General features: G+C 69.3%; 20 protein-coding genes. 6 read left to right on the top strand and 14 right to left on the bottom strand.

What is annotated here, in order from left to right; all coding sequences use genetic code 11:
- Window positions 1–53: 53 nt before the first annotated feature.
- The 5 genes from trpD to JJV70_RS05845 form a co-directional block, all read right to left on the bottom strand.
- Window positions 54–1,118 (bottom strand): anthranilate phosphoribosyltransferase, encoded by a 1,065-nt coding sequence (gene trpD / locus JJV70_RS05865; protein WP_219046629.1) that lies wholly within the window; start codon window positions 1,116–1,118, stop codon window positions 54–56.
- Window positions 1,119–1,298: 180 nt separating this feature from the next.
- Window positions 1,299–2,936, bottom strand: coding sequence for a cytochrome bc complex cytochrome b subunit (locus tag JJV70_RS05860; protein ID WP_219046628.1), 1,638 nt, complete (start codon window positions 2,934–2,936; stop codon window positions 1,299–1,301).
- Entirely contained in the window at window positions 2,933–4,003 is a 1,071-nt protein-coding gene (locus JJV70_RS05855; protein ID WP_219046627.1) for a ubiquinol-cytochrome c reductase iron-sulfur subunit, read from the bottom strand. The genes JJV70_RS05860 and JJV70_RS05855 overlap by 4 nt, the downstream gene beginning before the upstream one ends.
- Window positions 4,000–4,824, bottom strand: a complete 825-nt coding sequence (locus JJV70_RS05850; protein WP_219046626.1) for a c-type cytochrome — start codon at window positions 4,822–4,824, stop codon at window positions 4,000–4,002. Before JJV70_RS05850 ends, JJV70_RS05855 begins: the two co-directional genes overlap by 4 nt.
- Window positions 4,825–4,890: 66 nt before the next feature.
- Window positions 4,891–5,511 carry a heme-copper oxidase subunit III gene (locus JJV70_RS05845; RefSeq protein WP_219046625.1) on the bottom strand — a complete coding sequence of 207 codons (621 nt, stop codon included), beginning with the start codon at window positions 5,509–5,511 and terminating at the stop codon, window positions 4,891–4,893.
- A 186-nt stretch (window positions 5,512–5,697) separates the two neighbouring features.
- Between JJV70_RS05845 and JJV70_RS05840 the strand changes: the two genes are divergently transcribed.
- Window positions 5,698–6,099, top strand: a complete 402-nt coding sequence (locus tag JJV70_RS05840; RefSeq protein ID WP_219046624.1) for a hypothetical protein — start codon at window positions 5,698–5,700, stop codon at window positions 6,097–6,099.
- Window positions 6,100–6,162: 63 nt separating this feature from the next.
- Here JJV70_RS05840 and JJV70_RS05835 read toward each other — a convergent pair whose 3' ends face one another.
- The 4 genes from JJV70_RS05835 to coxB form a co-directional block, all read right to left on the bottom strand.
- A complete protein-coding gene (locus JJV70_RS05835) occupies window positions 6,163–7,410 on the bottom strand; it encodes an Ig-like domain-containing protein (protein WP_219046623.1) in 1,248 nt (415 codons plus the stop codon).
- Between the two features lie 123 nt (window positions 7,411–7,533).
- Window positions 7,534–7,932 (bottom strand): cytochrome c oxidase subunit 4, encoded by a 399-nt coding sequence (locus tag JJV70_RS05830; RefSeq protein WP_219046622.1) that lies wholly within the window; start codon window positions 7,930–7,932, stop codon window positions 7,534–7,536.
- The gene (gene ctaD / locus JJV70_RS05825; protein WP_219046621.1) at window positions 7,929–9,692 is read right to left on the bottom strand and encodes a cytochrome c oxidase subunit I; all 1,764 of its coding nucleotides are present in this window, start codon (window positions 9,690–9,692) and stop codon (window positions 7,929–7,931) included. The genes JJV70_RS05830 and ctaD overlap by 4 nt, the downstream gene beginning before the upstream one ends.
- Window positions 9,689–10,690, bottom strand: coding sequence for a cytochrome c oxidase subunit II (coxB, locus tag JJV70_RS05820; protein WP_219046620.1), 1,002 nt, complete (start codon window positions 10,688–10,690; stop codon window positions 9,689–9,691). The genes ctaD and coxB overlap by 4 nt, the downstream gene beginning before the upstream one ends.
- Before the next feature lie 266 nt (window positions 10,691–10,956).
- Between coxB and JJV70_RS05815 the strand changes: the two genes are divergently transcribed.
- Complete coding sequence (locus JJV70_RS05815) at window positions 10,957–12,357, top strand: cysteine desulfurase/sulfurtransferase TusA family protein (RefSeq protein WP_219046619.1); 1,401 nt, start codon at window positions 10,957–10,959, stop codon at window positions 12,355–12,357.
- A gap of 76 nt (window positions 12,358–12,433) precedes the next feature.
- Here the strand turns inward: JJV70_RS05815 and JJV70_RS05810 are convergent, their stop codons facing one another.
- From JJV70_RS05810 to JJV70_RS05795, 4 genes are all read right to left on the bottom strand, one after another.
- Complete coding sequence (locus JJV70_RS05810) at window positions 12,434–13,555, bottom strand: methyltransferase domain-containing protein (protein WP_257573478.1); 1,122 nt, start codon at window positions 13,553–13,555, stop codon at window positions 12,434–12,436.
- 5 nt (window positions 13,556–13,560) lie between these two features.
- Window positions 13,561–14,523, bottom strand: a complete 963-nt coding sequence (gene tgmB, locus JJV70_RS05805) for an ATP-grasp ribosomal peptide maturase (RefSeq protein WP_219046617.1) — start codon at window positions 14,521–14,523, stop codon at window positions 13,561–13,563.
- 17 nt (window positions 14,524–14,540) lie between these two features.
- Window positions 14,541–14,837, bottom strand: coding sequence for a putative ATP-grasp-modified RiPP (gene tgmA, locus JJV70_RS05800; protein WP_219046616.1), 297 nt, complete (start codon window positions 14,835–14,837; stop codon window positions 14,541–14,543).
- A 326-nt stretch (window positions 14,838–15,163) separates the two neighbouring features.
- Entirely contained in the window at window positions 15,164–15,604 is a 441-nt protein-coding gene (locus JJV70_RS05795; protein WP_219046615.1) for an ATP-binding protein, read from the bottom strand.
- Window positions 15,605–15,807: 203 nt separating this feature from the next.
- On the opposite strand from JJV70_RS05795, the gene JJV70_RS05790 reads away from it, so the two are divergent.
- Window positions 15,808–16,701 carry a helix-turn-helix transcriptional regulator gene (locus JJV70_RS05790; RefSeq protein ID WP_308294691.1) on the top strand — a complete coding sequence of 298 codons (894 nt, stop codon included), beginning with the start codon at window positions 15,808–15,810 and terminating at the stop codon, window positions 16,699–16,701.
- A gap of 14 nt (window positions 16,702–16,715) precedes the next feature.
- Complete coding sequence (locus tag JJV70_RS05785) at window positions 16,716–16,925, top strand: DUF397 domain-containing protein (RefSeq protein ID WP_219046613.1); 210 nt, start codon at window positions 16,716–16,718, stop codon at window positions 16,923–16,925.
- Window positions 16,926–17,156: 231 nt separating this feature from the next.
- Here the strand turns inward: JJV70_RS05785 and JJV70_RS05780 are convergent, their stop codons facing one another.
- On the bottom strand, window positions 17,157–18,134 hold the full coding sequence (locus JJV70_RS05780) for a carbohydrate kinase family protein (protein ID WP_219046612.1): 978 nt from the start codon (window positions 18,132–18,134) through the stop codon (window positions 17,157–17,159).
- A 142-nt stretch (window positions 18,135–18,276) separates the two neighbouring features.
- Between JJV70_RS05780 and JJV70_RS05775 the strand changes: the two genes are divergently transcribed.
- Together JJV70_RS05775 and JJV70_RS05770 are read left to right on the top strand one after the other, a co-directional pair.
- Window positions 18,277–18,504 (top strand): hypothetical protein, encoded by a 228-nt coding sequence (locus JJV70_RS05775; protein ID WP_219046695.1) that lies wholly within the window; start codon window positions 18,277–18,279, stop codon window positions 18,502–18,504.
- A gap of 106 nt (window positions 18,505–18,610) precedes the next feature.
- On the top strand, window positions 18,611–20,113 hold the full coding sequence (locus tag JJV70_RS05770) for a hypothetical protein (RefSeq protein ID WP_219046611.1): 1,503 nt from the start codon (window positions 18,611–18,613) through the stop codon (window positions 20,111–20,113).
- The last annotated feature ends 50 nt before the right edge of the window (window positions 20,114–20,163 follow it).

The raw sequence follows: 20,163 nt of genomic DNA, 5'->3' as shown, positions 1-20,163 counted from the left end.
ACCGGCCCGGCCCCGCCTTACGGCCGGAAGGAACCGGGGCGGCGGGCGCGGCGTCACCGGTGGGTGGCCGCTGCCCAGCGCTCCAGCGCGCCGCGTGCCGCGCCGGAGTCGATGGAGTGCGCGGCGCGTTCCATGGCCGCCGCCAGCTGCTCGGTCAGCGCCCCGTCACCGGGTGCCAGGGCGACCAGCGCGGCGGCGGAGTTGAGCAGCACCGCGTCCCGCACCGGACCGCGCTCGCCGGCCAGCAGGCGGCGCGCGACCTCCGCATTGTGCGCCGCGTCCGCCCCCCGCAGCGCCTCGATCGGTACCAGCTCCACGCCGACGTCACGCGGGTCGAACGTCTCCTGCCGCACCGCGCCGTTGCGCACCACGTACACCGTGGACGTCGAGGTCACCGTCAGCTCGTCCAGACCGTCGTCGCCACGGAACACCAGGGCGGAAGTGCCGCGTTCGGCGAGCACCCCGGCCAGGATCGGCGCCATGCGGGCGTCGGCGACGCCGGTGGCCTGCGCCCGGACCCGGGCCGGATTCGTCAGCGGGCCGAGGAAGTTGAACGGCGTCGCCACGCCCAGCTCGCGCCGGGCCGCCGCGACGTGCCGCAGCGCGGGGTGGAACTTCACCGCGAAGCAGAAGGTGATGCCCGCTTCCCCGGCGACCTCGACCACGCGCTGTGGCGTCAGCTCCAGGTTGACGCCGAGCTTTTCCAGCACGTCCGAGGCGCCACTCGCCGAGGAGGAGGCCCGGTTGCCGTGCTTGACGACCTTCGCGCCGGTACCGGCGACGACGATGGCGGACATGGTGGAGATGTTCACCGTCTTCGCGCGGTCGCCACCGGTCCCGACGATGTCCACGGTCGGGCCGGGGATGTCGATGGTGTGGGCGTGGTCGTACATCGCCCGCACCAGGCCCGTCATCTCTTGGACGGTCTCGCCCTTGGCCCGCAGCGCCACCGCGAACCCGGCGATCTGGGCGTCGGTGGCCTCACCGCGCATGATGCGGTCCATCGCCCAGGCGGTGTCCCCGGCGGTGAGGTGCTGCCCGCTGAGCAGCGTGCTCAGCACGTCCGGCCAGGAGCGGTCCGCCAGGGTGTCGCCTCCGGCGGGGGTCGCAGCGCTCATGGGCACGCTCCTGGGGGTGCTGTGTTCTGTGCACGGGGGCTGGATCGCGCTCCCGCACCGGAAACCCTATCGGCCCCGCTCACACCGCGAAGCCCCGTACCACCGTCCGGACACCGGACGGTGGTACGGGGCCGACCCCTTTTGCGGTGCGGTCAGCTTCGCGGCGCGGTCAGCGCCCGCTCAGTGGTGGCCGTGACCGCTGGAGATCTCCTCGTACTCGCGGGCCGTCGGCTTGGGAATCTGTGCCTTCGGGCCGTAGTAGCCGCGGTTGATGCGCACCCGCAGCTTCTCCACCGGGCCGACCTTGCGCCGCACGCCGTTCGCGTCGGTGGCGGGCGGCAGCTCGGCGGGCGTGCGCTGCTCGTGCTGGGTGAGCAGGTGCAGCTGGTCCTGCGGCAGCGGCTCGTGGACCTCGACGAACTCGCCGTGCGGCAGGCGCTTGATGATGCCCGTCTCCCGGCCGTGCAGCACCTTGTCCCGGTCCCGGCGCTGGAGGCCGAGGCAGATGCGGCGGGTGACGAGGAACGTCAGCACCGGCACGAGGAAGAACCCAATGCGGGCGAACCACGTGATCGAGTTGATCGACATGTCGAAGAAGATCGCCCACAGGTCGTTGCCACCGCCGACCAGCATCACGAAGTACCAGCTGATCCAGGCGGCACCGATACCGGTGCGCGTCGGGGCGTTGCGCGGCCGGTCCAGCAGGTGGTGCTCCCGCTTGTCCTTGGTCACCCAGGACTCGAAGAACGGGTAGAGCGCCATGACGGCCAGCACCAGCGGGAAGACCATCAGCGGCACGAACACGCCGAAGTTGAGCGTGTAGCCGCCGGGGATGACCCACTCCCAGCCCGGCATGATGCGGATCAGGCCCTCGGAGAAGCCCATGTACCAGTCGGGCTGCGCGTTGGTGGACACCTGATCCGGCCGGTAGGGACCGATCACCCACACCGGGTTGATCTGGAACGCCGCCGACATGACCGCGATCACGCCGAAGACCAGGAAGAAGAAGCCGCCTGCCTTGGCCATGTAGACCGGCATGAGCGGGAAGCCCACGACGTTCTTGTTGGTCCGGCCGGGCCCGGGGTACTGGGTGTGCTTGTGGTAGAAGACCAGGATCAGGTGGGCGACCACCAGCCCCAGCATCAGGCCGGGCAGCAGCAGCACGTGCAGCGCGAAGAAGCGCGGAATGATGTCCGTGCCGGGGAACTCCCCGCCGTACAGGAACATCGCCAGGTAGGTGCCGACGACGGGCACCGAGAGGATCGCGCCCTCCATGAACCGGACACCGGTGCCGGAGAGCAGGTCGTCCGGCAGGGAGTAGCCGGTGAAGCCGGTGAACATGCCCAGCACCAGCAGCAGGAAGCCGAACAGCCAGTTCAGCTCGCGCGGCTTGCGGAACGCGCCGGTGAAGAAGACGCGCAGCATGTGCACGAACATCGACACCAGGAAGATCAGCGCCGCCCAGTGGTGGATCTGCCGCACGAGCAGACCGCCGCGCACGTCGAAGCTGATGTCCAGCGTGGACGCGTACGCCTCGGACATCACCACGCCCTGCATCGGCGCGTAGGAGCCGTGGTAGTGCACCTCGGCCATGCTGGGCTTGAAGAACAGCGTCAGGTAGACGCCGGTCAGCAGGATGATGACGAACGAGTAGAGCGCGATCTCGCCCAGCAGGAACGACCAGTGGTCGGGGAAGACCTTGCGCAGGTTCTTCTTCGCCGCCCCGTAGATGCCCAGGCGGCCGTCCGCCCAGTCGGCGACGCGTTCGCCCGCGGGCGCCTTGGCGCGGGAACGCGGGTTCTGCTCGGTGTTACTCATCCGCGCTCCCAGAAGCTCGGGCCGACCGGCTCGGCGAAGTCGCCCAGCGCCATCAGGTAACCCTCGTCGTCCACGCCGATGCGCAGCTGCGGCAGCGGGTGGCCGGCCGGGCCGAAGATGACGCGGGCGCCGTCGGCCAGGTCAAAGGTGGACTGGTGGCAGGGGCACAGGACATGGTGCGTCTGCTGCTCGTAGAGGCTGACGGGGCAGCCGACGTGCGTGCAGATCTTGGAGTACGCCACGATGCCGTCGTAGGACCAGTCCAGCTCCTGGGGGTCCTTGATGTCCTCGGGCGCCAGGCGCACCAGCATCAGGGCGGCCTTGGCGATCTCCGTGTGGAACTCGTGGCCCTCGGGGCTCAGCCCCTCGGGCATCGCGAAGGACAGGGAGCCGATCGTGACGTCCTCGGGCCGCAGCGGCTCCATGGTGTTCTCGTTGATCAGCCGCAGGCCGCGCTCCCACATGGTGTGGCGCAGCTTGTCCTCGGGCAGCGGGCCGAGGTCGCGCAGCAGGACGACGCCGGACAGCGGCACCAGGGCCAGCGCGCCGTACATCGTGTTGCGGATCAGCTTGCGGCGGCCGAACTGCGAGTCCCGGGCGCCGTCGGCGAAGGCGGCGAACGCCCCGGCCTTGGTGTCCTCGTCCGCCCCGATCGGGTGGCGGTCCTGCACCATCTCGTGGCCGCTCATCAGGGTGCGCGACCAGTGCACGGCGCCAGCGCCGATGCAGAACAGGGCGACGCCGAGGGTGAGGCCGAGCGCGAAGTTCAGCGCCTGGATGTGCCCGAGCGGGAAGAGGTAGACGTACCTGTCGACCGGGATGATCACGTAGGACGCGATGAAGGCGACAGTCGCCAGCATGGACACGAGGAAGAGCAGGGCGACGGTGCGCTCGGAGCGCTTGGCGGCCCGCTCGTCGATGTCCTGGATGCGGTCGTCGTGGGGGGGCAGCCCCGGGTCGGCGAACGGGTTGCCGTCCGCCTTCTCCGCTGCGGTGCCGGGCGCGGAGCCCTCGGCGGGAAGGTTCTCGTCAGACACGGTCTCGTGTGGTCCAGTCTCGCTACTCATGACTTCTTGGCCTTCGCGTTGCGGGCCGCGATCCAGACCGTGACGCCGACCAGGATCGGGAGGCCGATGACCCAGGCGAACAGACCCTCGGCCACGGGGCCGTAGCCGCCGAGCTTGAAGCCGCCGGGGGTGTTGGCCTCGGAGGAGTTGACCTGCTGCAGGTAGGCCGTGATCGCCCGCTTCTCCTCCTCCGGCAGCACGGTGTCGGGGAAGGCGGGCATGTTCTGCGGCCCGGTCTGCATGGCCTCGTAGATGTGCTTGGCCGAGACGTCCGTCAGGTCCGGGGCGTACTTGCCCCTGGTCAGGGCGCCGCCCTCACCGGTGAAGTTGTGGCACTGCGCGCAGTTGGTGCGGAAGAGGACACCGCCCTCGGCCATCTCCTCGTCGCTGACGCCCTCGGTGCCGTACTGCTCCTCGGTCGGGATGGCGGGGCCGGGGCCCAGGGAGGCGATGTAGGCGGCCATCTGGTCGATCTCGGCCTGCGAGTACATCACCGGCTTCTTGGGCGCCTGGGCGCCGGGAGCCTGCATGGGCATGCGGCCGGTACCGACCTGGAAGTCCACCGCCGCGGCGCCGACGCCGACGAGGCTGGGGCCGTCGGAGGTGCCCTGACCGCCGGTGCCGTGGCAGCTGGAGCAGCCGACGGCGTAGAGCTTCTTGCCCTCCTCGATGGCAAGGGACTGGGCGGCGGCCGTCTCACCGGCCTGCGCCTCACCGGCGGGAGCGAACGCGGCGTACAGCCCCCCGGTGGCCGCCAGCGCGAAGATGAGTACGACGATCGCCGCCAGCGGATGGCGCCGTCGTGCGGAGAGCTTTTTCACGGATTACCCCGGTGTCAGGATCTTCTGCGTCGATGCGTATGGCTCTGCGGTCCGGCCTAGCCCGGACTACTTGATCAGGTAGATCGTGGCGAAGAGGCCGATCCAGACGACATCGACGAAGTGCCAGTAGTAGGACACGACGATGGCCGCGGTCGCCTGGTGGTGGGTGAACCGGCGCGCCATGTACGTCCTGCCGAGGACGAACAGGAACGCGATCAGACCACCGGTGACGTGGAGGCCGTGGAAGCCGGTGGTCAGGTAGAACACCGATCCGTAGGCGTCGGACGAGAGCGACAGGCCCTCGTGCTTGACCAGCTCCACGTACTCCACGATCTGCCCGCCGATGAAGACGGCGCCCATGATGAAGGTGACCACGAACCACGAGCGGAGCTTCTTCACGTCACCGCGCTCGGCGGCGAACACGCCCAGCTGGCAGGTGAGGGAGGAGAGCACGAGGATCGTCGTGTTGCCCAGCGCGAAGGGCAGATTGAGTGAGTCCGCCTTCTCGGTCCAGAACTCGGCGCCCATGACCGACCGAGCGGTGAAGTACATCGCGAAGAGGGCCGCGAAGAACATCAGCTCGGAACTCAGCCAGATGATGGTTCCGACGCTGGTGAGGTTCGGCCGGTTGACCGATGGGTGCGCGTGCCCGGTTTCTACTGCTGTTGCTGTCGCCACGACCGACATTATGTCGGTCCCTTATTCCGTCCTCACTTCGGGGGTCCCGTTCGGTGTGTCCGACCCCGGGTGTCCAGCTCAAACGGGGTCCTTTGGGGTGATCGGGAGCTGCCCCGGGACGGCCCGGAGGAGTAGCATCCGGGCTGTACGCGCACCACTGGTCCATCCCTGTCCGATGAAGCACACGGAGGAACGATGCAGCCGACCGCCACGGTGCTGGTCTACAGCGACGACGCGGGCACCCGCGAGCAGGTCCGGCTGGCAGCGGGCCGCCGTCCGGCCGCGGATGGCCCGTCCGTGACGTACCTCGAATGCGCCACGCTGCCGGCGGTGCTGAGCGCCCTGGAGGCGGGCGGCATCGACGTCTGCGTGCTGGACGGCGAGGCCGTTCCGGCCGGCGGCATGGGCGTGAGCCGCCAGATCAAGGACGAGATCTACCAGTGCCCGCCGGTGCTGCTGCTGATCGGGCGCGCGCAGGACGCGTGGCTGGCGACGTGGAGCCGGGCCGACGCGGTGGTCGCCCACCCGGTGGACCCGGCGGCCCTGGCGGACGCCCTCGCGAGCCTCCTGCGCGGCGCGGCTGGCGCGGCGGCGTAACCCGATGGGCTGATACCCCAGCGCCTCGTGCCGCTTTCCGCCACGCGGGGCTGGGGCAAGCCCTCAGGCTGACGGCCGCAGCGTGCTCCGGTCGGCCCGGTCGCCGTCTTCGGCGGCCAGCGCGCTGCCCTCCAGCCACTCCTCCCACGACAGGTTCCAGTCGCCGAAACCGTTGCCGAAGGCGGGCATCTGCGTGCCCTCAGTGTTGACGTGGGTAACCAGGTCACCGGGGCGGACGTTCTGGAAGAACCAGCGCGCGTTGGCCATGGACATGCCCGTGCAGCCGTGGCTGACGTTGGCGTACCCCTGCGAGCCGACCGACCAGGGCGCCGCGTGCACGAATTCACCGCTCCACGTCAGCCGGGTGGCCCAGTGCACCGGCAGGTCGTAGTACTCGGCGCTGCCGGGGCCGATCCCGATACTGGTGCTGCGCATCCGGACGAAGGACTGCTGCCCGAGCACCACCTTGGTGCCGTTGCGGGTGCGGAAGCCCGCCTTGCCGGTGGTGATGGGGAAGGTGTTCACCACCTCGCCGTTGCGCTTGACGGTCATCTGGAGGCTCTGCGCGTCGGCGACGGCCTCCACCCGGTCGCCCGTCGTGAGCTTCAGCGCCTTGGTCGCCGCCCCGTACAGCCCGTCGCGGATGTGCAGGCCCCGGAGCTTCGACTCCACGGTGATGGAGGCGTTCACCGGCCAGTACTCCTTGGGGCGGTAGTGCAGCTTCTTGCCGTCCACCCAGTGCCAGGCGCCGGTGACCTCGGGGGTGGAGTTCACCACCAGGGCGCGTTCGACGATGCGGCGCTGGTCGGGATCCTTGACCTCTTTGGTCAGTTCGGCCGTGATGGGCTGGCCGACGCCGTAGGTGCCCGCCTCGGGCCCGAACTCCACGCCGAGCTGCTTGCTCTCGGGCACGGGGCGGGTCTGGAAGGTGGCGGACGTGCGGCCGCGGTGGCCGTCCTCGTCCTCGGTGCTGACCTTCACCGTGTAGGTGGCCTCGGCGGCGAGCGGGCTGGTGCTGCGCCAGCGCGCGCCGTCGGCGGAGAGCTCGCCCCGGACCTGGCGTCCGGCCCGGTCCGTCACGACGACATCGGTGATGCGGCTCTCGCCCCCGGTGGCGGTGATCTCCAGGGGCTTCTCGGCGGGCACCGGCTTCGACCCCTCGCCGGCGCTGACGGCGACATGGTCGGCCGCGTCGTAGGGCTTCTTGGCGAGCGGGTCGGAGTCGCCGCAGGCGGTCAGGGCTATGGCCGAGGCCACCAGCAGGGCGCAGCCCTGCGCGTTTCGTTTCGATCCATACGTGCCGTGCCTCATGCCCTAAAAAGTATGAAAAGTGGGCTCTACGGGCGCGTTGGATACGTACAAACGGGTCATCCCCGGGGCGCGCCCCGGGGATGACCCTTGACTTGCGGTGCGGGGCGTGCCCGCGGATTGGCCTTACTGGTTCTGGTTCTCGCCGTGGTAGTACTCGAACACCCAGCCGAACAGGCCGAGCAGGATGACCGGCGCGGAGAACCACATCAGCCACCAGCCGAAGATGACGCCCATGAAGGCCAGGGAGGTGCCCGCCGCGAGGGCGAGGGGCTGCCAGCTGTGCGGGCTGAAGAAGCCCAGCTCGCCCGCGTCATCGGCGACGTCGGCGTCCTCCCGGTCCTGCGCCCCGGTGTCCACCCGCCGCGCGGTGAACGCGAGGTAGTAGCCGACCATGAGCGAGAGGCCGAACGCGAGGAACAGCGCGGTGGTGCCGACCGGCTCCTTGGACCACAGGCCGTAGACGGCGGCCATCGCCAGGAGGAACGCCGACAGCCAGATGAAAATCTTGCCCTGGACCTTCACTTGCCCGTCTCCTTCTCGTCCTGGGTGACGGACTCGCTGCCGGCGCCCACGAGGGCCGCCTCCTCAGAGGCGTGGTTCTCCAGCTGGTCCAGCGCGGCGATCTCCGGGTGGTGCAGGTCGAACGCCGGGGATTCGGAGCGGATGCGCGGCAGGGTGAGGAAGTTGTGCCGCGGCGGCGGGCAGGACGTCGCCCACTCCAGCGAACGGCCGTAACCCCACGGGTCGTCCACCTCGATCTTCTTGCCGTACTTCGCCGTCTTCCAGACGTTGTAGAAGAACGGCAGCAGCGAGGCGCCGAGCAGGAACGAGCTGATCGTGGAGACCGTGTTCAGCGCGGTGAAGCCGTCGGCCGCCAGGTAGTCGGCGTACCGGCGCGGCATGCCCTCGGCGCCCAGCCAGTGCTGCACCAGGAAGGTGCCGTGGAAGCCGATGAACAGCGTCCAGAACGTGATCTTGCCGAGCCGCTCGTCCAGCATCTTGCCGGTGAACTTGGGCCACCAGAAGTGGAACCCGGCGAACATCGCGAACACCACGGTGCCGAACACCACGTAGTGGAAGTGGGCCACCACGAAGTAGGAGTCCGAGACGTGGAAGTCCATCGGCGGGGAGGCCAGGATGACGCCGGTGAGGCCACCGAAGAGGAAGGTGATGAGGAAGCCGACCGTCCACAGCATCGGCGTCTCGAAGCTCAGCGACCCCTTCCACATCGTGCCGATCCAGTTGAAGAACTTCACGCCGGTCGGGACGGCGATGAGGAACGTCATGAAGGAGAAGAACGGCAGCAGCACCCCGCCGGTGACGTACATGTGGTGCGCCCACACCGTCACGGACAGGCCCGCGATGGCGATCGTCGCCGCGATGAGGCCGACGTAGCCGAACAGCGGCTTGCGGGAGAAGACCGGGATGACCTCGGAGACGATGCCGAAGAACGGCAGCGCGATGATGTACACCTCGGGGTGCCCGAAGAACCAGAACAGGTGCTGCCACAGCAGCGCGCCGCCGTTGGCCGGGTCGAAGATGTGCGCGCCGAACTGGCGGTCCGCCTCCAGGGCGAACAGCGCGGCGGCCAGCACCGGGAAGGCCAGCAGCACCAGCACACCGGTGAGCAGCACGTTCCAGGTGAAGATCGGCATGCGGAACATCGTCAGTCCCGGGGCACGCATGCAGATGATCGTGGTGATGAAGTTGACCGCGCCGAGGATCGTGCCGAAGCCGGACATCGCCAGGCCCATGATCCACATGTCCGCGCCGATGCCCGGAGAGTGCTCCACGCTGGACAGCGGGGTGTAGGCGAACCAGCCGAAGCTGGCGGCGCCGTTGGGCGTCAGGAAGCCGGCGAGGGCGATCAGCGAACCGAACAGGTACAGCCAGTAGGCCAGCATGTTCAGGCGCGGGAACGCCACGTCGGGCGCGCCGATCTGGAGCGGCATGATCCAGTTCGCGAAGCCCGCGAACAGCGGGGTGGCGAACATCAGCAGCATCACCGTGCCGTGCATGGTGAACAGCTGGTTGAACTGCTCGTTCGACACGAGCTGGGTGCCGGGGCGGGCGAGTTCGGCGCGCATGACGAGCGCCATGACGCCGCCGATCACGAAGAACGCGAACGACGTGATGAGGTAGAGCGTGCCGATCGTCTTGTGGTCAGTGGTCGTCATCCACTTCACCACGACGTTGCCGGGCTCCTTGCGCCGCACCGGCAGCTCGTCCTCGTACGAGTCCTCTGCCGCCGCGGCACCCTGGGGTTCGTTGAGGATGCTCACGGGTTGTTCGTCTCCGCATTCTGGGCCGCGTCCGTCTGGTCGATGGCCGCGGGCAGGTAGCCGGTGTTGCCCTGGTCGGCCAGCTCCTCCAGGTACTGCTGGTAGCGCTCGGGAGAAACGACCTTGACGTTGAACAGCATCCGGGCGTGGTCCGTGCCGCACAGCTCGGCGCACTTGCCGAGGAAGGTGCCCTCCTGGGTGGGGGTGACCTCGAAGCGGTTGGTGTGACCGGGGATCACGTCCTGCTTCATCAGGAACGGCACCACCCAGAAGGAGTGGATGACGTCCCGGGAGGTCAGGATGAACTGGACGCTCTCACCCTTGGGCAACCACAGCGTGGGGCCGGGGTTGCCGGTCTGGGGGTTCTCGTCCGCCGGGGTGCCGAGCGTGTAGACGCCCTCGGCGCCCTCCGGCACCGCCTCCAGCATCCGGTCCGGGATGCCCTCCAGCTCGGGCGCGTCCCGGTTGTCCGTGGCCGGGTCGCCGTCCACGTCCTCCAGGTAGTTGAAGCCCCAGCTCCACTGGAAGCCCACGACGTTGACGACGTGGTCGGGCCGGTCGGAGGTCTCCAGCAGCGCGGACTCATCCCGCGCGGTGAAGTAGAACAGGACCGACACCATGACGAGGGGGACCACGGTGTACAGCGCCTCGATGGGCATGTTGTACCGGGTCTGGACCGGAACCTCCACCTTGGTGCGGGACCGCCGGTGGAAGATCACGCTCCACAGGATCAGGCCCCACACGAGCAGGCCCACGGCGAGCGCGGCGATCCAGGAGCCCTGCCACAGGGAGAGGATGCGCGGCGCCTCCTCGGTGACCGGGGTGGGCATACCGAGGCGGGGGAGGTCCTCCGATGTGCAACCGGTGGCGGTCGCCAGGACCAGGGCCGCGCCCAGCACCGGCGGCAGCATCCGCCGCATCGGGCGCCGCGACGAGGGGGTACCACCCGCGGGCGCCTCCAGGCGCTCGTGGGGGAGGTCGGAGCCGTTGGGACTCACGTAGCGCCTTCCCGAGAGTCTCGCCCGCTCGGCCGGCGCGGACCTGGTGATCGGGGCGCTCGGCCCTGGCGCGGGCAGGGTTTGATGTTTATGCGGACCAAACCCTACTGGACACGATCTGGGGCTGTGCGGGGAGGGTGGGTAACGCGCCGCCGGTCCCTCCGATGGGGTGGAATGCCCCCGTCCGGAGCCTGAACAGCGCGGGTCAGGGGAAGTCCGGACAGCGTCGCCCGGGGCACGCACGCCGCGCGCGCTAGCGTTCAGGTGTGCCCTACTTCGACGCCGCCTCCGCCGCGCCCCTCCACCCCGTCGCCCGCCAGGCACTGCTCGCCGCGCTGGACGAGGGGTGGGCCGACCCCGCGCGGCTGCACCGCGAGGGGCGACGCGCCCGGATGCTGCTGGACGCCGCCCGTCAGACGGCCGCCGAAGCGGTGGGCTGCCGCCCGGACGAGCTGGTCTTCGCGCCCTCCGGCACGCACGCGCTGCACGCCGGGGTGGCCGGTGCGCTGGCCGGACGCCGCCGGGCGGGCCGGCGCCTGGTGATCTCCGCCGTCGAGCACTCGGCGGTGCTGCACGCGGGCGAGGCGCACGAGGCCGCGGGCGGCACGGTGGTGCGGGCGCCGGTGGACCGGGGCGGGCGTGTCGTCCCGGAGGAGTTCGCGGCGCTGCTGCGTCCGGGTGACGGGGCGGGCACGGACCCGGCTTCGGGGACGGCGCTGGCATGTTTGCAGTCGGCCAATCACGAGGTGGGCACGGTGCAGCCGGTGGCCGAGGCCGCCGAGGCGTGCCGGGAGGCCGGGGTGCCGCTGCTGGTGGACGCCGCGCAGTCGCTCGGCTGGGGCCAGGTCGGCGGGGGGTGGTCGCTGCTGGCGGCCAGCGCGCACAAGTGGGGCGGGCCCAGCGGCGTCGGCCTGCTGGTGGTACGCAAGGGCGTCCGGTTCGCGCCGCGCGGCCCGGCGGACGAGCGGGAGGCCGGGCGCATGCCGGGCTTCGAGAACCTGCCCGCGATCGTGGCCGCCGCCGCGTCCCTGCGCGCGGTACAGGCGGAGGCGGCCGCCGACGCCGAGCGGCTGCGTCCACTGGTGGACCGGGTGCGGCAGGCGGTGCCCTCGCTCGTCACCGACACCGAGGTCGTCGGCGACCCGCTGCGGCGGCTGCCGCACATCGTCACCTTCTCCTGCCTGTACGCCGACGGGGAGGCGCTGCTGCACGCGCTGGACGCCGCCGGGTTCTCCGTCTCCTCCGGCTCCTCGTGCACCTCCAGCACGCTGACCCCCTCGCACGTGCTGCGGGCGATGGGCGTGCTGTCCGAGGGCAACGTGCGGGTTTCACTCCCCCGGGGGACGACGCCACAGGAGGTGGACGCGTTCTTGACGGTGCTGCCGGACGCGGTCGGCTCGGTGCGCGAGCGCATCAGCGCGGGCTCTGCCGAACCTGCCGCCGTGCCCGACGGCGAGGGCGTCACCGTGGACGCGCTCGGCACGCTGTGCCCGCTGCCGGTGATCGAACTGGCGAAGGTCATCGACGACGTACCGGTCGGCGGCGTCATCACCGTCCTCGCCGACGACGAAGCGGCCCGCCTGGACATCCCGGCCTGGTGCGACATGCGCGGCCACGCGTACCTCGGCGCCGACGGCACGACCTACCGCATCCGCCGCGCCCAGTGACGCCCCGGCCCGGGCAACCCAGCCGTACCCGCTCCGCCCTCGGCAGGCGACAGGCATGGCCCGGGTCACTGTCGCCTCAGTTGGGCAGGTGCCACGCCTGGGCTCCTCGCATAAGAGTGTGGTCACCTTCTGGGGTGACACGGAGACGGTACGCACCGGGCTGTGGGCGCCATGCATCCACCCATTCGGTGAAGAGACGGAGGCGGTCTGCCCACAGGTCCCGGGGGCCACTGGACACCACGTGTACGGCCGTCCCGCCAAGGGACGTCACCCGCGCCCAAGAACCAGAGGCAGGTTGAACGAGCCCGTGAACGGTCTCTTCTTCAGACACCAGAAGAGACATGGCCAGCACGTCATGCTGCACCATCGAGATTTCCAGGGACTCAGCAAGAATGAGATCACCGAGAAACCCCTCCCCCTCGTCCTGTCCGGGCAGATCATAGGTGCGCTTGCGCCCCGCGCCATTGATAATCGTCTTGCTGTACCGAGGAGCCGTCTCAGCCACATAACCCGGCGCGGGACGGGCTCGCATAAAGGACGCCGCTTCGGACAGGAATCCACCCTCTGCGCCGCCACCTTCATTGACGGTGAGCTGGGCGATGCCCGTCCCGATATTGGTGACGATGAGCCCCCCTGGGGTTACCTGACCAAGCCAGGCAGGAGGAATGCGGTCTACTCCGCAGGTGGCAAGGATTCCACGATATGGGGCCTGGTGCGACCATCCCCGCGTTCCGTCCCCAGTAATAATGGCGGGGGTGTAGCCGTGTTTTCGTAGCTTGTCACGTGCGGCCCTAGCCAGAGCAGGGTCTACATCCACGCTCACCACGTGACTGTCACCGAAGTGGTGGCACAGCAGGGCACAGTTGTAGCCTGTGCCCGTGCCAACTTCCAGGACGGGACCCTCGTCCACCGCGAACGCGTCAAGCATCCGGGCCATCAGAGAGGGGGCGCTGGAAGAGCTGACCGGCGTCCCAGCAGCGTCCCACTCGGTCACGAGTGAGGTGTCTGCATAAACGGCTTCGGAATAGTCGGCGTCCGTGTTCTCGAAGACGCGGGAAGCTGAACCGTAGCCGATGGTGAAGCGAGGGACGAAGGTTTCGCGGGAGACATCCAGGAAGGCAGATTTCCAGTGCGGAGAACGAAGCGCCCCTTCCCTGATCAATCTTTCGGTCATCACGTTCCGAGCGGATTCCAGCATGCTGCTCACTGCGTAGCCTCCAAGAGGTCGGCGAGTGCTTGGGTGATGGGTGCACGAAGAGCCGGAATGAAACCCCATTGACCATTGGGGTTGACATCTACCAGATACCACCTGTCATCACCACTGACGAGGAAATCCAATGCAACGTAGCGCAGCCCCATGACAGACATCAACGTTTTGACCCCGGCGACTATCGGTTCAGGCACATCACACACCCGATAGGTGAGCGAGTTGTAGTCACGGCGGAAGTCAATCCTTGAGGCTGCCGATCCGGCATGGATTTCTCCGGCGAACAGCTTGTCCCCGACCACCGTCAGCCGCACTTCATGCTTCTTGGCGATCCACTGCTGAAACTGGTGCGCCGTAAGGCTGACGGCATCCGTGATCTTTTCTGGGCGGATCTTCGTCGTCCACAGGGCCACGCGGTTCCCCTCGTAGTCTCCTGCGGGAGCGGTGCCGATGGCCTTGTAGGCAGCCACCTGTCCGGGCATGGACGCCACGAAGGCCCGGGCCTCCTCCGGGTCAGAAGTGATCAAGGTCGGGGGGATGAGTAGCCCGCACCTGGCCGCCGTCGCGAGAGCATAGGGGGAGAACTCGGCAAGGGCGCTCCTCCAGGGATGGTTGACCCAGGCGCAGCGTAAGGAAGCCAGCACTCCCCCGAGCCCGGCACGGGCTTCGCTGTCTGCCCAGCGGACGCTGTCGGCTGCCATACGGGGGTCCAGGCGGAAGCGTCCGGGCCGCCGGTAGTACACGGCCCGGACGCTGCCCAGGTCCAGGTTCCGGTGCTCGCCACGCCATAGGCCACACCACGAGTCCTGGCCGGGGTCCAGACGAGCCGACAGGGTGAGGCGCGTCGGAAAGTCGCCTGTGTCGAGCCGCACGACAGGAACCTTCCGGTTGTTGAGTTCCTCAATCACCATGTCCGCTACCGCATCCATGTACGGACGGGTCAGCACCAGAACCGTCACGGGTCCTACCTCTCAGTTCAGTCGGTGTCGGTGCCGTGGTTATCGGTGAAGAGCTGCATGTCCTCCTGGGTCTGGGTGACCGTCTGGACCTGGGAACCCATGGAGGGCTCGCTGATGAACGGCTTGCCCTCGGCGGTGACCGAGATTTGCCGCTCCGGACACAGGTACAACTCCTCCCGTACGCCGACCGTTTCGGGTACGAAGGGAAGAGCTTGGGTGATCCCGAACGGCACCGCCGGACCCCCGTCGCCCTGCTGCGTGGCGGGTGGAGAGGAGTGCGGGTAGAGCAGAGGCGTGAGAAGTTCGGTTTCCATGAGGGTCCTCTCGTTGCTGTGTTTTCTGTGTTTTCTGCCTTCCACGGTCCACCCACGACAGGAGCCACGGGCTGAGCACGCTGGTTGCGCGCAGGGACCGGCCGTACTTTTCGAGGTAGGGCTGAGGAGGCGCGCGTGCGCTCATCGGCTCCCCCTGACTCACCTTGTTCACCGCCCCGAGGTCTCGGGGCGAGGATGGCGTGACCAGGCCGGTCACGCCGGCCCTCCGCGCGGGCGACCTGCCCCTGAGAGGTTCATACCCGGCGGAGCTGACGGTGGCCCCCTGCGGCATACCCGGCTTGACTCCCAGAAGGCGTCAGCCGGGCTCACTCCAGGTCCTCGATGGGGCACACTTTGGGCACGCCAAACCAGACCCACTTCCGCCACGGTGGTTCATCGACCAACACATAGCCCTGACCCGTCGCCATCTGCCCGAGCAACCACAGCCCGCGTCCCGATTCGGCGTCCCAGTCAGGCGTAGTGATCGCCGGGACGCAGCACGAAGTGTCGTACACCCGGATGGAGATATCCGAGCCTCCGTCTGCCACAGCGATTCGACACCGGGCGTCTCCAGCATGCGCGATGACGTTGGCCAAGAGTTCAGACGCCCCAAGCCTTGCCACCTCAACGGCTTTCGAGTCTCCGCCAAGTCTGGCGACCGCGCGTGCCACCCTGCGGCGCTGCTGCTCCAACTCGGCTCCTCGCACTGCCATGTTCCAGGCGTACATGCGCTGTTGATCCAAGGTCCGCCGCATGGTGACGCTCATGGTGTCCTCCCAGGACGGGTACGCAGAGCGCCCCTAGCAAGCCGACACAACGGTCCGCGACGCGACATGTGCTCAACGTCACTGACTCCAGTGTGCAGACAACGCGTCAGATTTACAACCCCCAGACAGAACAACGTTGTTGGAATGCATCGGCGGAGTGAAGCTTGCTAGGGTCATCGCAGCTCACAGGCTCATTCCAGCCGGTGAGGCCACACCCCGGAGGGAGATCCCGCGTGCCCAGCAAGCCTCGGCCTACGGTCCGACCGAAGCGGCTTGGCGCAGTGCTGCGGCGCCTTCGTCGCAACGCCAACGTGTCCATGGAGGAAGCGGCACAGCGCATCGATGGTGACAAGCCCAAGATTTCCCGCATCGAGAACGGCCGCATGAGCGCGAAGCGGCTGGAGGTCGAAGCCCTGCTGGAGCTCTACGGGGTCACCGATGCGCAGACGGTCAACGCGCTCACCACTCTGTCGCGCCAAACCCGCAAGAAGGGGTGGTGGCAGCAGTACAGCGGGGAGCTCGACCCGGACTTCCAGGAACGGCTTGACCTCGAAGACGACGCGGCACGCATCCACACCTACCAACCCCTGCTCGTTCCGGGCCTCTTGCAGACGCCCGAGTACGCGAAGGAGGTGATTCAACGCGTCGAGAAGGCTGCCACCGCTGAAGAGGTAGCCAAGTGGGTGGACATGAGGATGGCCCGGCAGGAAATCTTCAAGCGCCCCACCCCGCCTCAGTTCGTCTGCGTACTCGACGAGGCCGTGTTGCGGCGCGAGGTAGGGAGCCGTGGCACGCTCGCGGCCCAGCTCGGCAGGCTCGTGGAGGTCAACAGCCCACCGGAGCTGACCATCCAGGTCATCCCCTTCGCCCAGGGATGGCACGCTGGCCTGGACGGTGCGTTCAGCGTCTACTCCTACCCCGATCCGCTGGACCTTGATGTGGTGAGCGTGGACTACCTGGACGGCGCCCTCTACCTGGAGGAGGATGCGAGTGTGGAGAAGTACCGCCGGGCCTTTGATCAGCTCCGGGCTTCGGCCCTATCGTCGCAGCAGTCGATCGACCTGATCTCGCGGCTCGCGCGAGACCTGAACAGTTAGTCAGAGGCATCGAAATGATCCGGCACAACCTGCCCGAAGACCAGTGGCGCACGTCGTCATACAGCGCTGACAACGGTGGTCAGTGCGTGGAAGTCCAGCTGACAGACGACGGGCTCTGGGCCGTCGGAGACAGCAAGGACCGGACCCGGGGAGCGTTCACCTCCTCACCACTCGGCTGGGATGCCTTCATCTACGGCGTCAAGGCAGGTTCCTTGACGGACTGACACGTCAAGCAACCTGCCTTGATTTTTCTCAGCCGACTGCCCCCACGTCCCGCTAGGCCCCCCATTTGCGGCGGGCGCTGGCCTGAGGCTGTGGTGACGGAAGCGGTTGCCCTCTCTCGCACGCTCCGCGGGGTTCCCAACGGTTACCCGCTGGGAACCCCGCTGCAATGAACACAGGCTGCGCCCGGGCACCGATGAGCCCTGAGCGGGCGGCTGGCCCGGCGGGGAGAGTCAGGAGCCGATGTGGGAGTGGACCTCGGCGGCGGCGTCGGCGCCGTAGGCTTTGGTGAAGCGCTCCATGAAGTGGGCCCGGCGCAGTTCGTACTCCTGGGTGCCGACGGTCTCGATGACCAGTGTCGCCAGCATGCAGCCCACCTGGGCGGCCCGCTCCAGGCTGACGCCCCACGCGAGGCCGGAGAGGAAACCGGCGCGGAACGCGTCGCCGACGCCGGTGGGGTCGGTCTTGCGCTCCTCCTGTGGGCAGCCCACCTCGATCACCGGCTGCCCGGCCCGCTCGATGCGTACGCCGCGTGCGCCGAGCGTGATCACGCGGGTGCCGACCTTCTTCAGTACCTCGTCGGCGGACCAGCCGGTCTTGGACTCGATCAGCGCCGTCTCGTACTCGTTGGCGAAGAGGTAGGCCGCGCCCTCGGTCAGCATGCGGATCTCCGAGCCGTCCATCCGCGCGAGCTGCTGGGAGTAGTCGGCGGCGAACGGGATGTTCCGGCTGCGGCACTCCTCGGTGTGGCGCATCATCGCCTCGGGGTCGTCGGCGCCGATGTGCACGAGGTCGAGGTCCCCGACCCGGCTCACCACCGACTGGAGTTCGATCAGCCGGGCCTCGCTCATCGCGCCGGTGTAGAAGGAGCCGATCTGGTTGTGGTCGGCGTCGGTGGTGCACACGAAGCGGGCAGTGTGCGCGACGTCGGAGATGCGCACGGAGCCGGTGTCCACGCCGTGCCGGTCCAGCCAGCCCCGGTACTCCGCGAAGTCGCCGCCCGCCGCGCCGACGAGCACCGGACGGGCGCCGAGCTGGCCCATCCCGAAGCAGATGTTGGCGGCGACACCCCCGCGCCGCACTTCGAGTGCGTCCACGAGGAAGGAGAGCGAGACGGTGTGCAGCTGGTCGGCGACGAGCTGGTCGGCGAAGCGACCGGGGAACGTCATGAGGTGGTCGGTGGCGATGGAGCCGGAGACGGCGATGCGCACGACGGACTGCTCCTGTCAGGCGGCTGGCGGGCGGACACCTCACGCTACCGTCGCCGCCCGCGTCCCGGCAGCCCAACCTACTGGCGGTTACTACCCGAAAGTAGGGCTTACCCGGCGGCCTTTCCGCGCGTAACGTCGGACCATGGCCAAGGACACCTCCCCCTCCCCTGCCCCCTACTCCGACCCCGGCGCGCGCCCGGAGCCGGAGTCGCTGGACGAGCTGCGCGGCGACGGCGCCCGGATGGACGCGCGCTGGCGCGGCCCCGCGCCCGCCGCCCGCACCGCCACCGCGCCCAGGCCGCTGCACGGCGTGCGCGTCCCCGCCGGCTCCAGCCGCCTGCTGGAGGGCATGTCCGACTACGGCGACTGACCCGCCCGCCGCCTCTGGCCCCGCCCCGTAGCACCCCGGGGAACCGGGAGCCCGCCGCGTCCGTCACATCCGCGTCAGGACCACGCGAGCTTCAAGGAGCGATGCGGTGAGCACGGTGCGCACGGGATCACACCCCGACGGTGAACCGGCCCGGCGGGGCCGTGGACGGCTGGTGGCCACGGCGGTCACCGCGGCTGTGCTGCTCGCGGGCGGCGGCGCGCTGTGGATCGCCCCCGGTGGCAATCCAGGCCCCGGTGACGGCGAGTTGCCGATCGCGCTGTCCGATTCGCCCGGCCCTCCGCCACCGCCGCTGCTGTTGGACGGCTATGGCTCGTCCGAGGCGGCCGGACAGGGCAGCGCGCGGGCGGAGGAGTACCGCGCCTCGGGCGAGCTGCCGGACGGACCTGCGGAAGCGCCCGTGGGAACACCTGGGCCGGTGGACGAGGAGACGGTGACGGCGCTGGCCCGGGCGCTGGGCATCGCCGCGCAGCCGGAGAAGTCCGGGGACCGCTGGCGCGCCGCTGACGGCAACGACGGCAGCGGCCCCACGCTCACGGTCAACCTCGCCGACGGCAACAGCTGGATGTTCACCCGCTACGTGCGCCCGGACGACGGCAAGCGCCCCGGCACGGGCCCGGCCCAGCCGATCACCCCGCCGGTATCGGCCGAGGAGGCGCGGGAGATCGCCGCGCCGGTGCTGGAAGCCGCCGGTCTGGCGGACGCGGAGGTAGACGCGGCCCGCACGGCCGGTGCGCTGCGCGAAGTGGAGGCGGCGCCGCAGGTGGCTGGGCTGCCCACGCACGGCTGGCGCACGTCCGTCACCGTGGGCGCCGACGGCCAGCTCGTGCGGGCGGACGGGTACCTCGGGCAGCCCCGCGAGGGCACGATGTATCCGGTGCTCAGCGCCGAAGAGACGCTGCGGGAGTTGACCGCGCGCCGGGGCCAGGGCGTGGTCGCCTGCTTCCAGACACCCTGCGATCCGCCTGCCGCCGTGCGGGACGGGGAGCGCCGGGTGACCGGCGCCGCATTCGGGCTCAGCGCATTCCCGTCCGGGGGCGAGGCGCTGCTCGTGCCGTCCTGGCTGTTCGAGATGGACGGCGGCGAGGGGGGCACCGTGGCATTCCCGGCCGTGGAACCGCGCTTCATCACGCCGGGGGCCGCCGCGCCGGGCGTGGCCCCGAGCTCCGGTGCGGACGTGCCGCTCGTGCCACCCTTCCCGGTCGAGCCCCCTGGCGACGAGCCCACCGCCGCTCCCCTGCCCACGAACCCGCCGCAGAAGGACGGCACCGGCCCGCAGCCCGGCACCATGCCCCCGGCTGACCCCGACGACCCCGCCGGGCCCCCGAACCTCGGCGTCGAGGTGGACGCCTACAGCGCCACGGACAAGGAGCTGACGCTGCACTTCACCGGTGGCGTGTGCAGCGACTACCGGGCGACGACGCAACCGGTGGGCGACAAGCTGCGCGTCACCCTCGCGGAGCACGTCCGCGAGCCGGGACGGCCGTGCATCATGATCGCCAAGGAGATGACGACGCGGGTCTTTCTGGACCGCCCCCTGGGCGACCGCACGGTGACCGACGCCGAGGGCGATCCCATCCCCCAGCGCTGACCCGCCCGGCACCCACAGCGGGCCACCCCAGCCGGAACGGGCGGCCCAGC

The sequence above is a fragment of the Streptomyces sp. JJ66 genome, assembly GCF_019303495.1.
Classification (GTDB): domain Bacteria; phylum Actinomycetota; class Actinomycetes; order Streptomycetales; family Streptomycetaceae; genus Streptomyces.
Note: the sequence above shows the minus strand (reverse complement) of the source record. Positions and strands in the feature narration are given on the sequence as shown.

Coding starts and splice junctions, on each gene's coding strand:
- trpD (WP_219046629.1), bottom strand. CDS start 1,118: ATGAGCGCTGCGACCCCCGCCGGAGGCGACACCCTGGCGGACCGCTCC.
- JJV70_RS05860 (WP_219046628.1), bottom strand. CDS start 2,936: ATGAGTAACACCGAGCAGAACCCGCGTTCCCGCGCCAAGGCGCCCGCG.
- JJV70_RS05855 (WP_219046627.1), bottom strand. CDS start 4,003: ATGAGTAGCGAGACTGGACCACACGAGACCGTGTCTGACGAGAACCTT.
- JJV70_RS05845 (WP_219046625.1), bottom strand. CDS start 5,511: ATGTCGGTCGTGGCGACAGCAACAGCAGTAGAAACCGGGCACGCGCAC.
- JJV70_RS05840 (WP_219046624.1), top strand. CDS start 5,698: ATGCAGCCGACCGCCACGGTGCTGGTCTACAGCGACGACGCGGGCACC.
- JJV70_RS05835 (WP_219046623.1), bottom strand. CDS start 7,410: ATGAGGCACGGCACGTATGGATCGAAACGAAACGCGCAGGGCTGCGCC.
- JJV70_RS05810 (WP_257573478.1), bottom strand. CDS start 13,555: ATGCTGGAATCCGCTCGGAACGTGATGACCGAAAGATTGATCAGGGAA.
- tgmA (WP_219046616.1), bottom strand. CDS start 14,837: ATGGAAACCGAACTTCTCACGCCTCTGCTCTACCCGCACTCCTCTCCA.
- JJV70_RS05795 (WP_219046615.1), bottom strand. CDS start 15,604: ATGAGCGTCACCATGCGGCGGACCTTGGATCAACAGCGCATGTACGCC.
- JJV70_RS05785 (WP_219046613.1), top strand. CDS start 16,716: ATGATCCGGCACAACCTGCCCGAAGACCAGTGGCGCACGTCGTCATAC.
- JJV70_RS05775 (WP_219046695.1), top strand. CDS start 18,277: ATGGCCAAGGACACCTCCCCCTCCCCTGCCCCCTACTCCGACCCCGGC.